A 12,508-nucleotide genomic window follows, 5' to 3' on the forward strand; every position below is an offset into this window, starting at 1 on the left:
CAGCACGGCGGCACCCTCAGGGCAAGTCTCACGGCAAAGACTCACTGCACCGCCTCGTTGCGAGCCAGGGGCTGCACTGCCTCGGCGATGCGCTTGGCAGTTTCGGCGGGCACCTCGCCCACCACGGTGATCTCCACCCCGACCTCGTTGACGAAGCTCACCAGCGAGGTGGCCCCCTGGCGAATCAACTGCTGGCGCACCGCCTGCTTGGGATCGACCCGTGAGACGTAGACGGAGAGATCCACCAGCCCGTCGGAGAGCATCATGTAATCCACCGGCAGACTGGTGCTGACCAGCTGATGCCGATCCTGAGAGAGCACCTTGAAGCCATCGGGCAACCAGGTCAGGTGCCAGTTGAGGGTCTGCTGGGGAGCGGGATAGGCATCTTCCAGCGCCAGCGCATCCGGCAGCTTGCTGCGTGCCAGGGTGACCAGCCAGGGGGCCGGCGCAGATTGCCTGTCCAGATCCACCCCCAGCACCTGCTCCACCAGATTGCCCTCTCGATCCACCATGTCCACCCGCAGCAGCAGATGGCTCTGTTCGTCAATCCAGAGCACGAAGCCGTACTTGTCCGCCTCCTTGGGCACCAGCCGCACCACTTGTGCCACCAGGCCGGCCACCCGGCTGCGGCCCGCCAGCACGGGGTCATAGCTCTCCATCACCCGGGGCAGCGGCATCCTCACCAGGCTCGACCACACCCCGGGGAAACGCGCCCCCTTGAGGGTGTAGGGTTCATGGGTGTTTTCGAAGAAGGTGTATTCGTTCTGGCGTTGCAGGAACTCCACGGCCTTGCCGTCGAGATAGCTCAGGTGAGCCACCTCCTTGCCATCGATGATCCCGTGGCTGAAACGGATAGGCTCGAGGCGCCCCTGGCGGGCCTTGACCATGGACAATTCGAAGTTTTGTTGCGAAACGGCACTCTGCATCTGCTGCAACAAGGCCTCGGCCGACAGATCGTCGGCCGAGGCCTTGGCACAAATCAACAGGAGAGAGGCCAGCAGGATACGGCTGGACTGGCGCACGATCTGATCCCTAAAAATGCGTTATTCCTGAATCTGCTTGTCTTGCAGCAGACGCTGTTGCAGTTGATGGTCGCGCAGGAAGGCATTGATGCGCTCGCGCTGCTCCTGCATCTGCTGCTCGCTCAGACCTTGCTGACGCACACCGGTCCGGCTGCCATCCTGGGGATAGTGCACGCTCACCGGCGCAGCACTGCCACCCACGGGTATGGTATTGAGCACCGGGCTGGTCGGCACACCATCCTTGCCCTGGTACTGCTGCACGCCGAAGATGACGGCGGCAGCCACGGAGGCGGCAATGGCATACTGCCCCACTTGCTGGCCAAAGCGGCGAACGAAGGGGATCACCTTGCCGGCGGGCTGCACCTGGGGCGCAGCAGGCTGTGCCGGCTTGGGCGCCAGTATGGCGGGTTCATCCTCCAGCGCCAGCATGATGCTGTCGCTGAGATCCAGTTGCAGATTGACCGGCAGGTCACCCCGCATGGCATCACCGATCAGATGGTAACGCGACCAGGTATCCTGCAGAGCGGGATCCGTTCCCAGCTCGTTCAGTACCTCGATTTCGCTGAGGTCGCCATCCATCAGGGCTGAAAGTTGCTCTTTATTTGCCATAAGTTTGCCTGTCTTTCCCCAGTTAATGCTCGATCAGAGGTTGCAGCTTTTTATCGATTGCTTCCCTCGCCCGGAAGATGCGGGATCTCACCGTACCCACAGGGCAATCCATGATCTCCGCAATCTCCTCGTAGCTCAGCCCTTCCATTTCACGAAGGGTGATCGCCGTTCTCAAATCTTCTGGCAAGGCTTCTATGGCGGTAAACACGGTACGCTTGATCTCGTCGGTCAGCGCCAGGTTTTCCGGGGTGGCCACCTCTTGCAGGGCTTCACCACCACCATAATATTCAGCCTCGTCCGCTTCGACATCACTGCTGGGCGGTCTGCGCCCCTGTGACGTCAGGTAGTTTTTGGCCGTGTTGACGGCAATCCGGTACAACCAGGTGTAAAACGCGCTCTCGCCACGGAATGTCGGCAACGCACGGTAGGCCTTGATGAATGCCTCCTGCGCCACATCCGGTACATCGCCCGGATTGTTGACATACCTGGCCACCAGGTTGACCACCTTGTGCTGGTACTTGCGTACCAACAGGTTGAATGCATTTTTATCGCCACGCTGGACCCGTTCAACCAGCTGTTCGTCCAGTAGATTCTGGTCGCTCATCAGAGCCGTAAAACCCCCATCAGGTTATCGTTTTTCTTTTCCGGCCCCTTCTAAGCGCACAAGTTCAGACAGGAGGAATCAGGGAAAGTTCGCTTGCATTGAAAAAAATGTGATGCGGGCTGCATCACAACCCCCCTTGGGCTACCATGGGGCCAGTTCTTAATCCAGGCCAATGATACTTATGAAAGCAAGTGTTGAATACCTTTGCGACGTACTCATCATTGGCAGCGGTGCCGCCGGTCTGTCCCTCGCGTTGCGATTGGCAGACCAGGCCAAAGTCCTGGTTCTGAGCAAGGGGCCCATCAGTGAGGGGGCCACTCTCTATGCGCAAGGAGGCATCGCTGCCGTGTTCGACGAGACCGACAGCATCGAATCCCACGTGAGCGACACGCTCAACGCCGGCGCCGGGTTGTGCGACCCGGCAGTGGTGGAGTTCACCGCCCGCAACGCACGCGACTCCATCCAGTGGCTCATTCAGCAGGGAGTCCCCTTCGATCAGGAAGAGGATGCCGAGGGGGAATCCCACTATCACCTGACCCGGGAAGGGGGCCACAGCCATCGCCGCATCTTCCACGCGGCCGACGCCACCGGCAAGGCGGTGCAGCTCACCCTGATCGACCAGGTGCGCGCCCACCCCAACATCCAGCTGATGGAGCGCTTCAACGCGGTCGATCTCATCACCACCCGCAAGCTGGGTCTGCCGGGCAACAAGGTACTGGGAGCCTATGTCTGGAATCGCAACGCCGAGCAGGTCGAGGTGATCCGCGCCCGCTTCGTGGCGCTGGCCACCGGCGGGGCCTCCAAGGTATACCAGTACACCTCCAACCCCGATGTAAGCTCTGGCGACGGCATCGCCATGGCATGGCGGGCTGGCTGCCGGGTGGCGAACCTGGAGTTCAACCAGTTCCACCCCACCAGCCTGTTCCACCCGGACGACCCCAACTTCCTGCTGACCGAAGCGCTGCGTGGCGAGGGGGCCTATCTGCGCCGCCCGGACGGCAGCCGCTTCATGCCGGAGTTTGACGAGCGGGCCGAGCTGGCCCCGCGGGACATCGTCGCCCGCGCCATCGACCACGAGATGAAGCGCCTCGGGGCGGATTGCATGTATCTGGACATCAGCCACAAGCCGGCGGATTTCATCATCAAGCACTTCCCGACCATTTATGAGCGCTGCCTCGCGGTCGGTATCGACATCACCAAGGAGGCGATGCCCATCGTCCCGGCGGCCCACTACACCTGTGGCGGCGTGATGATCGACAACAACGGCCAGACCGACATCCCCGGCCTCTACGCCATCGGCGAGGTGACCTATACCGGGTTGCACGGCGCCAATCGCATGGCCTCCAACTCCCTGCTCGAATGCGTGGTCTATGCCCACCAGGCGGGAGCCGACATCCTGGCCAAGCTGCCCACCAGCGTGGCGCCCCCCAGCCTGCCGGCCTGGGACGAGAGCCAGGTGGATGACTCGGACGAGCAGGTGGTGATCCAGCACAACTGGCACGAGCTGCGGCTGATGATGTGGGACTACGTGGGCATAGTGCGCACCAACAAGCGCCTGGCCCGGGCCAAGCGTCGCATCGATCTGCTCAAGCAGGAGGTGCAGGAGTACTACGCCAACTTCCGGGTCTCCAACAACCTGCTGGAGCTGCGCAACCTGTTGCAGGTGGCCGAGCTCATCGTCAACTGCGCCCTGGAGCGCAAGGAGTCTCGCGGTCTGCACTACAACCTGGATTATCCGGACATGCAGCCGGACTCCAAGCCAACCGTGCTGACCCCGGATCGGGAATGACGCCGGATCAGGAATAAGGCCGTTGCGTTCGATTCGGGCGTATGCCCTCCCCCAGATGACCCCGCCCAGGCGGGGTCATCTGCTATGAGCGGCAGATGTGGCAGGTAGAGAGAGACGCCCCTAGCGGACAGCGAGGTGGATGGCGCGGGCCAGGGCGCGGTAGTGTGCTGGGGCCAGGGCATCGGAGAAGAGCCAGAGCTGCCCCTCGGAGCCCTCCACCGTCTTCAGTCGCAACCAGAGCACCCCGGGCAGGATGCGGCTGCGAGGATCCAGCCGATGGCGCGCCCCTTGCCACTCGAGCCACTCCCCATCCCAGACGAGCACGCCGCTCGCCGCCGGATGGCGGCGCAACGCGCGCCACAGACTCAGCCCCCAGACAGGGAGGAACAGCCCCCATTGCCAGCCCTGGATCAGGCTGGCGACGGGCAAGAGCAGCAACAGAAACAGGATGCACAGCAGCAGACGCTGCTGGCGGGAGGCGATCACGGGCATCACTACCCGCTGGGAAGACGCGAGGCTGGCCATGAGGGGTGGCGGTCGCGAGTCGGGCTCAGCGCAGGCTGTCGTGGCGGGCCTGGTTGCGCTCGAGGATCAGGGGGATCATGGCGGCAAAATCGGGATCCTCGGGCACGCCGTGACCCATGCACCAGCGGAACAGCTCGGGATCCTCGCACTCCAGCAGGCGGATGAAGGTGCGCTGTTCGGCCTCGCCGAGGCCATCGAACTCGTGCTCAAAAAAGGGCATAAAGATCACATCCAGCTCGAGCATGCCGCGACGGCAGGCCCACTTCAGGCGGGACTTCTCACTTGGGTTCAACATGGAACTCTCCTTACAAAGACCGGGGAATGGTAGCAGCAGGATTTTCCGGCTGACAAACATTCCTTACGTCTTTACCATGCAGGTCACATACTTTCTGTCTCTGGAATCCCATCGTGAGCCTGCCGACCCCTCTTCTTCCTGCCGAGCCGACCCTGTTTTCCCTGACCAATCTGGCCATCACCCGCCTCGGCGGCCCGGATCGCGCCAAGTATCTGCAAGGTCAGGTCACCTGCGACGTCAACGCCCTGCAACCGGGCCAGAGCACCCTCGGCGGCCACTGCGATCCCAAGGGCAAGCTGTGGAGCGATTTTCGCCTGCTCTGCCTGGAAGACAGCCTGCTGATGCTGACCAAGCCCTCGGTGCTGGCCCGCCAGCTGCCGGAGCTCAAGAAGTTTGCGATCTTTGCCAAGGTCGAGATCGGCGAGTTTCAGGGCAGCCTGACCGGACTGGCCGGTCAGGGGACGGACGACTGGATGGCACAGCACTTCGCGCTGACCGGCACCGGCCTGGTGGAGGGCGGCATGGCAGTCAGGGTGGAGGCGGACCGCTGGCTGCTGGCGAGCACATCTCCGCTGGCCCTGAACCTGCCGGTGGGCGACGAAGGACTCTGGTGGGGGCTGGAAATCAAAGCCGGTCTCCCCCATCTGGAAGCGGTCCATCAGGGGGAATACATCCCCCAGATGCTGAACCTGCAAGCCCTTGATGGCATCAGCTTCAACAAGGGCTGCTACATGGGGCAGGAGACGGTGGCGCGCGCCAAGTATCGCGGCGCCAACAACCGCGCCCTCTTCGTGCTGAGCGGCACTGCCGCAACGCAGGTGGCCAGCGGTGACACCCTGGAGATCCAGCTCGGTGACAACTGGCGTCGCAGCGGTCTGGTGCTCAATGCCTGGCAGCAGCAGGGTCAGGTGTGGCTCACCGCCGTGCTACCCAAGGACACCGAGGCCGACGCCCGCTTCCGCCTCAAGCTGGAAGAGGGCTCCAGCCTCAGTCTGCAACCCCTGCCCTATGCGTTGATCGACTGAATCCCCCCTAGCGAGGCACCCGCGCCAGCAGTGCCTCCTGCAACCAGCGCCCCGCCTGCCCGAGCGGGCGGGCGCGATACCACTGCAACTCCAGCGCCAGTTCCGCCTCGGCGATGAAGTCCGGCTTGAGCACCACCAGCTCCCCCCGCGCCAGGGGCCGGTGCAGCAGAAACTCGGGCACCGCCGCCCATCCCAGCCCCAGTTTCACCAGCTCCAGGATCCCGAGATCCCCCTCCACCCACCACACTTGCGCCGAGAGACGGAAGCGATGACGCTCCGTCCCCTCCCGCCGTCCGGTCACCATCAACTGGCGAGCCCCTTGCAGGTCGCTCTCCTTCAACGGCGTCTTGTGGGCCAGGGGGTGATCCGGAGAGACCACCAGGGGCATGGTGACCGTTCCCAGGGAGCGGGAGACCAGCTCCCGCTCGGGGTGCGCCTTCTGATAGCTGATGCCGAGCTGGGCACGGCCGCTCTTGAGCAGCTCGGTCACGTCTTCCATCAGCGGGAACAACAGCTCCAGCTCCACCGCCGGGTAGCGGCTGGCGAACTCCTCCAGCAGGGAACCAAGCCAGGGCAGGTGGGAGTCATCGTCGATGGCCAGGGTGAGGCGCGACTCGACACCGTTGGCCAGTTCGCCTGCGATGGCCTGCAGTCGCTCGCTCTGGGCCAGCAGCACCCCCGCCTCCTGACAGATGCGGGCACCCGCCTCGGTCAGCACGGGATAGCGGCCGCTGCGATCGAACAGCGCAAGGCCGAGATCGATCTCCAGGTTGGCGATGGCGGCACTCACCACCGACTGGGCCTTGCCCAGCCTGCGCGCCGCCGCCGAGAACGACCCGGTCTCGGCCGTCGCCAGCAATGCCTTGAAGTGTTCCAGTGAAGGGGTCATGAGCCTGCTCCGCTGTGCTGTTGTGTCGTCACATCTATCTATTTTAGCGATAGATACCAACGTGAATCTATCCGGTTTTGGCGATACATTGCCGCCATTCCCTGACCAAAGAGAGAGACAGACCATGCGTACGACCCGTGACCGCCTGCGCCACGCCATCGGCTTCGAATTGATTGGCCTGCTGATCGCCGCCCCGCTGGCCAGCTGGGTGACCGGCGTCGGGCTCAACCACATGGGCCCCCTGGCCCTGTTCTTCTCGGTGGTCGCCACCGTCTGGAACTATGTCTACAACATCGGGGTGGACAAGCTGCTGCTGCGCTATCAGGGCCACACCCACAAGGCGCTGTGGCAGCGGGTGCTGCACACCCTGGGGTTCGAGGGGGGCCTGCTGATCGTGGCCCTGCCGGTGATGTCCTGGTGGCTCGACATCGGCCTGCTGGAGGCGCTGGTGCTGGATATGGGCTTCGTGCTCTTCTACCTGGTCTATGCCTTCGTCTACAACTGGAGCTACGACAAGGTGTTCCCCATTCCCATGGGACAGGTGCAGAAAGCGCTGGGATAAGCGATTCGAGGGGTAAGGGCGAGGCACCATCATGCGATGGCATGATGGTGCTGAAGAGGGCCTCGCGGGGTCAGGCCTGGGCCTTGACCTCTTCCGGCGGGGTGTCGTCCTGCCTGGCTTCCTGGCGCATCATGGTTTCGAGGTCGCTCTGGTACTGGTTCAGCATGCGCTGGGCCGCCACCATGTCCCCCTTGTGCAGGCGCTCGAACAGATGATGCTGCACCACGCCGTTGAGGTACTCCACCGTGATGGGTTGCTCCAACGCCGACAACAGCTCCTCTTTTTCCAGCTCCGCATTGATCTCGTCGACACTGGTACGCAGCAGACCGGCCAGTTGCACCAGCATGCGGCGCTCCCCTTCACGCAACAGGCTCAACATGCGGTTTCTCTGCTGCTCATTCTGTTGGGTCATACATTTCCTTACGTAGAATTGGAACAAGCCCGCTCATTCTGCCCTGTCCTTTTCACAGCGTCCATCTCGGGCGCATGACTTATTCCGGGTGCGGGGGGCCGGGTGCTATTTGCCCCCCGGCCCGGTATAGTAACGGCTGATCCAGGGGGCCCGTGCGCCCCGTTGCCGAGACCGTCCATCCCTATGACCGACGCCATTCTGGTGCTCTGCACCTGCCCCGACGAGACCAGTGCAGACCGCCTCTGCGAGCAGCTGCTCGACCAGCGCCTCGCCGCCTGCATCAACCAGCTGCCCGGGGTCACCTCCGTCTATCGCTGGCAGGGCAAGACGGAACGAACCCGGGAGATCCAGCTCGTCATCAAGAGTCGGGCCGCTCTGTTCGAGCCCCTGCGCCAGTGCATTCTCGCCCACCATCCCTACGAGGTACCGGAGATCCTGGCGCTCCCGGCAAGCCAGGGCCACCCTGCCTATCTCGACTGGTTGACACAGGAGACCTCATGACCGCCTCTCGCCCCCTCTCCTTCCTGCTGATGCTGCTGGGCCTGCTCTGCGTCCTGACGACGGCCCCCGCCCGGGCCAGCAGCCAGGATCTGCTCGGCAGCCTCGGCATCGAGACCCAGCCCAGATTCCTCAAGGTGGATCAGGCCTTCGCCCTCGAGAGCGAACAACAGGGTGATCGGCTGCTGCTCCGGATACGCATCGCCGACGGCTACTACCTCTATCGCCACAGCATCCGTGTGAAGGGAGAGAACCTCGCCTTCGACGAGCCCGTCCTGCCCCCCGGCACCGAGCACGAGGATGACTTCTTCGGCAAGAGCCGGGTCTATTACCAGGAGGTGCAGATCCCCGTGGCGCTGACCCAGGTCGGGGACGCGGCCAGCCTCACCCTGAGTTACCAGGGCTGCACCGAGGGACTCTGCTACCCACCCACCGACAAGCGGATCGCCGTCGAGCCCCTCACCGCCCCCGCCCGGGCGGAAGCGGCGGCCAGCCTTCAGGGCACAGACGTGCCGGGCAGCCAGCAGGACAGGCTGGCGGCCGCCCTCGGCAGCCAGGGGTTCTGGATCAGCGTCGCCGCCTTCTTCGCCCTGGGTCTCGGCCTCGCCTTCACCCCCTGCGTCTTCCCCATGTATCCCATCCTGACCGGGATCATCGCCGGGGCCGGGCATCGCCTCTCCACCCGTCGCGCCTTCCTGCTCTCCTTTGTCTATGTGCAGGGGATGGCGGTCACCTATACCCTGCTCGGGCTCGTCGTCGCCTCGGCGGGCCTGCAATTCCAGGCGGCCCTGCAGCACCCCTATGTGCTCATCGGCCTCTCGGTGATGTTCGTGCTGCTCGCCCTCTCCATGTTCGGGCTCTACACCCTGCAACTGCCGAGCAGCCTGCAAACCCGTCTCTCGGGCTTCTCCAACCGCCAGCAGGGCGGATCCGTGGCCGGCGTCGCCATCATGGGCATGATCTCGGGACTGGTCTGCTCCCCCTGCACCACGGCGCCGCTCTCCGGGGCCCTTATCTACGTGGCCCAGAGTGGCGATCTCTGGCTCGGCGGTGCGGCCCTCTATGCCCTCTCCCTGGGCATGGGGCTGCCGCTGCTCTTGCTCGGCACCTCTGGCGGCAAGCTGCTGCCCAGGGCCGGCGCCTGGATGGATGTGATCAAGCAACTCTTTGGTTTTGCGCTGCTGGCGGTACCCATCCTGCTGCTCTCAAGGCTCCTGAGCGACCAGATGTCCACCCTGCTCTGGCTCGGCTGGGGGCTGGTGCTGTGCGGTTATCTCTATCACCACAACCAGCATCGCGCCCATTCGGTGGGCAAGAGCCTTGGCGGCTTCGTCCTGCTGCTGGGGATGATGGGCCTTGTGGTGGTGGGCAAGGATCTGCTGCTGCCACCCGAGGGGGCCAATGCCGCCGCCCAGACCCAGGCCCCCCGCTTCATTCGCATCAAGACCCTGGACGATCTCAAGGTGCAGCTTGCCGCCGCCCGCGGCAAGCCGGTGCTGCTGGATCTCTACGCCGACTGGTGCGTGGCCTGCAAGGAGTTCGAGCACAAGACCTTCAGCGACCCCGATGTACAGGCGCGCTTCAGCGAGATGGTGCTGCTGCAGGCGGACGTCACCGCCAACGACGACGCCGACGTGGATCTGCTCAACGGCCTCAACGTGCTGGGATTGCCGACCCTCATCTTCTTCGATCGCGATGGCAACGAGGTGAACGGCCAGCGGGTGACCGGCTTCATGGGGCCCGTCGAATTTCTCGGCCAGCTGGACAAGCTGCGCTAGATGGAGCTTCGGCGACTGTCAGCGTTTCATCCAGAGCACAGGGGCTGGCTGGAGGAAGTTGTCATGGCAGCCCCAGCCTACAGCTGGCTGACCGAAAGCAAGGGGCCTGCCCCTGCGGATGCCGAAGAGATACTCAAGGTCTGTCCACCGGGGATGGGGCAAGAGGACAAGTTTGTGCTGGCCGTGCTGGAGGGGGAAGAATTGCTTGGCTGCGTCGATCTCATCCGTGGCTATCCCACACCGGATACCGCCTATCTCGGTCTGCTGCTGTTGAAGGAGTGCAGGCAAGGCCGTGGCATCGGCAGCCAAGTCGTCCTACGGCTCATGGAGATGGCGGCAAACTGGGGTTGCACCAACATGCGGCTCGGGGTCATAGAAACCAACCTGCCAGCCCTGCATTTTTGGACCAAGCACGGCTTCCAGCAAGTAGATCGCAAACAGATCGCCGGGTTCAGCGGCGATACCCTGGTCATGACCTGCATCGTTCGCCGTCCCCTTCCCTCGGGCCTGCCATAGACTGCTGATTTTTCTGGCTATCCCTTGTATCTGGCCCGTACCGTGGCAAACTTTGCCCCTCCTGTCTCGCATCATCCGGAGTTTTGATGAAAAAGTGGTTCATCCCCCTGCTGGCCCTCTGGCTTTATGGCTGCAACGCAGGTCCCGGTGAAGAGACCATCCAGAGCCAGGTCACCGCCAGGTTGCAGGCGGGCACAGATGCTGACCTGTTCGACATCCGCGACTTCGCCGTGCTCGGCAAGGAGGAGCGGATGGAGGGGGTCTATCTGGTCAAGGTGAGCTACCAGCTCCACTTCAAGCAGGGACTGGATCAGTTGCAGGTGCTGCACGACGAGGATCTCGTCTATGACAGGGTCGGCCCCTTCCAGCAGGAGATGGGGCTGATGGAGCTCGAGCGCAAATATGGCGACTTCGAGGCAGGCCAGGCCCTGGCGCAGGAGACCCAGGTCTGGATGATGAAGACGGAGCAGGGCTGGCGCCTGGCCGAGCCAGACGCGACGCAGCAGGGATAATCCCGAGCCCCCGTCCCCCTAGAGCAGATCCTTCAGCCGATACCAGAGCATCCCTAGCGCCAGCAACGGAGAGCGCAGCGCCGGGCCACCCGGGAAGGTCATGTGAGGGACGCGGCTGAAGAGATCGAAGCCCCGGCTCTCCCCCTTGATCGCCTCCGCCACCAGCTTGCCCGCCATGTGGGTGGCATTGAGGCCATGGCCCGAATAGGCCTGGGCATAGAAGACGTTGGGATGCTGCTCGAGGCGGCCTATCTGGGGCAGCCGGTTGGCGCCTATGCCTATCATGCCCCCCCACTGGAACTCGATGGCGGTACCCGCGAGCTCGGGGAAAACCCGCAGCAGTTTGGGCTGCATGAAGGCCTTGATATCGCGGGGGTCACGGCCCGAGTAGTTGCAGGCCCCGCCGAACAGCAGGCGACCGTCCGCCGACAGCCGATAGTAGTCGAGCGCCACATTCTGATCGCACACCGCCATGTTCTGTGGCAGCAAGCGCTGGCGCAGGCGCTTCTCCAGTACCTGGGTGGCGAGAATGTAGGAGCCCGCCGGCAGCACCTTGCCCCCGAGATCGGGCTGGAGGTCGCCCAGATAAGCGTTGCAGCCGATCACCAGGTAGTCCGCGCTGACCCGGCCGTGGGCCGTGGTCACCTCGACCCGCTCGCCGTAATCGATGTGGGTCACCCTTGAGTGTTCGAACAGGGAGACCCCGAGACTGGCTGCCGCACGCGCTTCGCCGAGGGCCAGGTTGAGAGGATGAAGGTGACCGGAGCCCATGTCGATCATCCCGCCGATATAGCGATCCGACCCGACCACGGTGTGCATCTCCTCCCGTGCCACCATTTTCAGTGCGTGCCGGTAACCCAGGCTAGCCAGGTGCTCGGCATCCTCCTCGAACCCCCTCAGGTGGCGCGCCTTGGTGGCGAGATCGCAATAGCCCCAGGTGAGATCGCACTCGATATTGAAACGCTCGACCCGCTCGCGCACCAGCTGCACCGCTTCGATCCCCATGAGATCCAGCTCCCGCACGCCCGCTTCGCCAATCCAGCGGGCAAACTGGCTGGTATCGTGGCCGATGCCGCGGATCAGCTGGCCGCCGTTGCGCCCCGACGCTCCCCAGCCAATGCGGTTCGCCTCCAGCAGCATCACCTTGTAGCCGGCATCGGCCAGGTTGATGGCGGTGTTGAGGCCGGTGAAACCGCCACCGATGACGCAGACGTCCGCATCCAGCTCACCACTGAGCTCGGGCCACTGCCGATGGTCGTTGCGAGTGGCCGCGTAATAGGAGGCCGTGTGTTCCTGATGTCCCTGTCTTCCTGTCTGCATGCTCAGCATCCTGCCTGGTTGCATTCGTTTACTAAATTAAACGGGTGTCATCGATAATACTCAGCCCCCCATCCCCAATCCAGCCCGTCAGGATCACAGAAATGCAAAAGGCGCCCCGAAGGGCGCCTTTTCATGCAATCAAGGTGCTGCGA

Annotated in this window: 15 protein-coding genes; 7 read left to right on the forward strand and 8 right to left on the reverse strand. The window is 63.5% G+C overall.

The genetic code is table 11. The annotated features are described in order from the left end of the window. Positions 1–41: 41 nt before the first annotated feature. Genes H7R73_RS19205 through rpoE form a run of 3 tightly spaced genes read right to left on the reverse strand, consistent with a single transcriptional unit; the run spans position 42 to position 2,235 of the window. Entirely contained in the window at positions 42–1,022 is a 981-nt protein-coding gene (locus tag H7R73_RS19205; RefSeq protein WP_010675643.1) for a MucB/RseB C-terminal domain-containing protein, read from the reverse strand. Positions 1,023–1,043: 21 nt separating this feature from the next. After that, positions 1,044–1,631: a sigma-E factor negative regulatory protein gene (locus tag H7R73_RS19210; protein WP_041211670.1), complete on the reverse strand. Its 588-nt coding sequence runs from the start codon at positions 1,629–1,631 to the stop codon at positions 1,044–1,046. A 22-nt stretch (positions 1,632–1,653) separates the two neighbouring features. Next, positions 1,654–2,235, reverse strand: a complete 582-nt coding sequence (rpoE, locus tag H7R73_RS19215) for an RNA polymerase sigma factor RpoE (protein ID WP_010675645.1) — start codon at positions 2,233–2,235, stop codon at positions 1,654–1,656. A 181-nt stretch (positions 2,236–2,416) separates the two neighbouring features. Between rpoE and nadB the strand changes: the two genes are divergently transcribed. Continuing rightward, positions 2,417–4,024: an L-aspartate oxidase gene (nadB, locus tag H7R73_RS19220; RefSeq protein WP_048208412.1), complete on the forward strand. Its 1,608-nt coding sequence runs from the start codon at positions 2,417–2,419 to the stop codon at positions 4,022–4,024. A 120-nt stretch (positions 4,025–4,144) separates the two neighbouring features. Here nadB and H7R73_RS19225 read toward each other — a convergent pair whose 3' ends face one another. Both H7R73_RS19225 and H7R73_RS19230 read right to left on the reverse strand, forming a co-directional pair. Beyond that, positions 4,145–4,516, reverse strand: a complete 372-nt coding sequence (locus H7R73_RS19225) for a protein YgfX (protein WP_043154867.1) — start codon at positions 4,514–4,516, stop codon at positions 4,145–4,147. A 58-nt stretch (positions 4,517–4,574) separates the two neighbouring features. After that, positions 4,575–4,844, reverse strand: coding sequence for an FAD assembly factor SdhE (locus tag H7R73_RS19230; RefSeq protein WP_041213909.1), 270 nt, complete (start codon positions 4,842–4,844; stop codon positions 4,575–4,577). A gap of 113 nt (positions 4,845–4,957) precedes the next feature. On the opposite strand from H7R73_RS19230, the gene ygfZ reads away from it, so the two are divergent. Then, positions 4,958–5,869 carry a tRNA-modifying protein YgfZ gene (gene ygfZ, locus H7R73_RS19235; protein WP_182951366.1) on the forward strand — a complete coding sequence of 304 codons (912 nt, stop codon included), beginning with the start codon at positions 4,958–4,960 and terminating at the stop codon, positions 5,867–5,869. Positions 5,870–5,876: 7 nt separating this feature from the next. Here ygfZ and H7R73_RS19240 read toward each other — a convergent pair whose 3' ends face one another. Continuing rightward, a complete protein-coding gene (locus tag H7R73_RS19240; RefSeq protein WP_010675650.1) occupies positions 5,877–6,758 on the reverse strand; it encodes a LysR family transcriptional regulator in 882 nt (293 codons plus the stop codon). 124 nt (positions 6,759–6,882) lie between these two features. Here H7R73_RS19240 and H7R73_RS19245 point away from each other — a divergent pair, with 124 nt between their 5' ends. Then, positions 6,883–7,320, forward strand: coding sequence for a PACE efflux transporter (locus H7R73_RS19245; RefSeq protein WP_039040541.1), 438 nt, complete (start codon positions 6,883–6,885; stop codon positions 7,318–7,320). A 70-nt stretch (positions 7,321–7,390) separates the two neighbouring features. Here H7R73_RS19245 and H7R73_RS19250 read toward each other — a convergent pair whose 3' ends face one another. After that, complete coding sequence (locus tag H7R73_RS19250) at positions 7,391–7,732, reverse strand: hypothetical protein (protein WP_182951367.1); 342 nt, start codon at positions 7,730–7,732, stop codon at positions 7,391–7,393. Positions 7,733–7,915: 183 nt separating this feature from the next. On the opposite strand from H7R73_RS19250, the gene cutA reads away from it, so the two are divergent. The 4 genes from cutA (at position 7,916) to H7R73_RS19270 (ending at position 11,036) form a co-directional block, all read left to right on the forward strand. Beyond that, complete coding sequence (gene cutA / locus H7R73_RS19255) at positions 7,916–8,233, forward strand: divalent-cation tolerance protein CutA (RefSeq protein ID WP_010675653.1); 318 nt, start codon at positions 7,916–7,918, stop codon at positions 8,231–8,233. Continuing rightward, positions 8,230–10,008, forward strand: a complete 1,779-nt coding sequence (locus H7R73_RS19260) for a protein-disulfide reductase DsbD (protein ID WP_103259547.1) — start codon at positions 8,230–8,232, stop codon at positions 10,006–10,008. Before cutA ends, H7R73_RS19260 begins: the two co-directional genes overlap by 4 nt. Positions 10,009–10,071: 63 nt before the next feature. Then, positions 10,072–10,524 (forward strand): GNAT family N-acetyltransferase, encoded by a 453-nt coding sequence (locus tag H7R73_RS19265; RefSeq protein WP_158657295.1) that lies wholly within the window; start codon positions 10,072–10,074, stop codon positions 10,522–10,524. Between the two features lie 86 nt (positions 10,525–10,610). After that, the gene (locus H7R73_RS19270) at positions 10,611–11,036 is read left to right on the forward strand and encodes a hypothetical protein (protein WP_039040544.1); all 426 of its coding nucleotides are present in this window, start codon (positions 10,611–10,613) and stop codon (positions 11,034–11,036) included. Positions 11,037–11,054: 18 nt separating this feature from the next. Here the strand turns inward: H7R73_RS19270 and H7R73_RS19275 are convergent, their stop codons facing one another. After that, a complete protein-coding gene (locus H7R73_RS19275) occupies positions 11,055–12,356 on the reverse strand; it encodes an NAD(P)/FAD-dependent oxidoreductase (RefSeq protein ID WP_182951368.1) in 1,302 nt (433 codons plus the stop codon). Positions 12,357–12,508 lie beyond the last annotated feature (152 nt).

The sequence above is a fragment of the Aeromonas sp. WP2-W18-CRE-05 genome, from assembly GCF_014168615.1.
In the GTDB taxonomy this organism is placed as follows: domain Bacteria; phylum Pseudomonadota; class Gammaproteobacteria; order Enterobacterales; family Aeromonadaceae; genus Aeromonas; species Aeromonas caviae.

Coding starts and splice junctions, on each gene's coding strand:
- H7R73_RS19250 (WP_182951367.1), bottom strand. CDS start 7,732: ATGACCCAACAGAATGAGCAGCAGAGAAACCGCATGTTGAGCCTGTTG.
- H7R73_RS19230 (WP_041213909.1), bottom strand. CDS start 4,844: ATGTTGAACCCAAGTGAGAAGTCCCGCCTGAAGTGGGCCTGCCGTCGC.
- H7R73_RS19225 (WP_043154867.1), bottom strand. CDS start 4,516: ATGCCCGTGATCGCCTCCCGCCAGCAGCGTCTGCTGCTGTGCATCCTG.
- nadB (WP_048208412.1), top strand. CDS start 2,417: ATGAAAGCAAGTGTTGAATACCTTTGCGACGTACTCATCATTGGCAGC.
- rpoE (WP_010675645.1), bottom strand. CDS start 2,235: ATGAGCGACCAGAATCTACTGGACGAACAGCTGGTTGAACGGGTCCAG.
- H7R73_RS19245 (WP_039040541.1), top strand. CDS start 6,883: ATGCGTACGACCCGTGACCGCCTGCGCCACGCCATCGGCTTCGAATTG.
- H7R73_RS19240 (WP_010675650.1), bottom strand. CDS start 6,758: ATGACCCCTTCACTGGAACACTTCAAGGCATTGCTGGCGACGGCCGAG.
- H7R73_RS19265 (WP_158657295.1), top strand. CDS start 10,072: ATGGCAGCCCCAGCCTACAGCTGGCTGACCGAAAGCAAGGGGCCTGCC.
- cutA (WP_010675653.1), top strand. CDS start 7,916: ATGACCGACGCCATTCTGGTGCTCTGCACCTGCCCCGACGAGACCAGT.
- H7R73_RS19270 (WP_039040544.1), top strand. CDS start 10,611: ATGAAAAAGTGGTTCATCCCCCTGCTGGCCCTCTGGCTTTATGGCTGC.
- H7R73_RS19210 (WP_041211670.1), bottom strand. CDS start 1,631: ATGGCAAATAAAGAGCAACTTTCAGCCCTGATGGATGGCGACCTCAGC.
- H7R73_RS19275 (WP_182951368.1), bottom strand. CDS start 12,356: ATGCAGACAGGAAGACAGGGACATCAGGAACACACGGCCTCCTATTAC.
- H7R73_RS19260 (WP_103259547.1), top strand. CDS start 8,230: ATGACCGCCTCTCGCCCCCTCTCCTTCCTGCTGATGCTGCTGGGCCTG.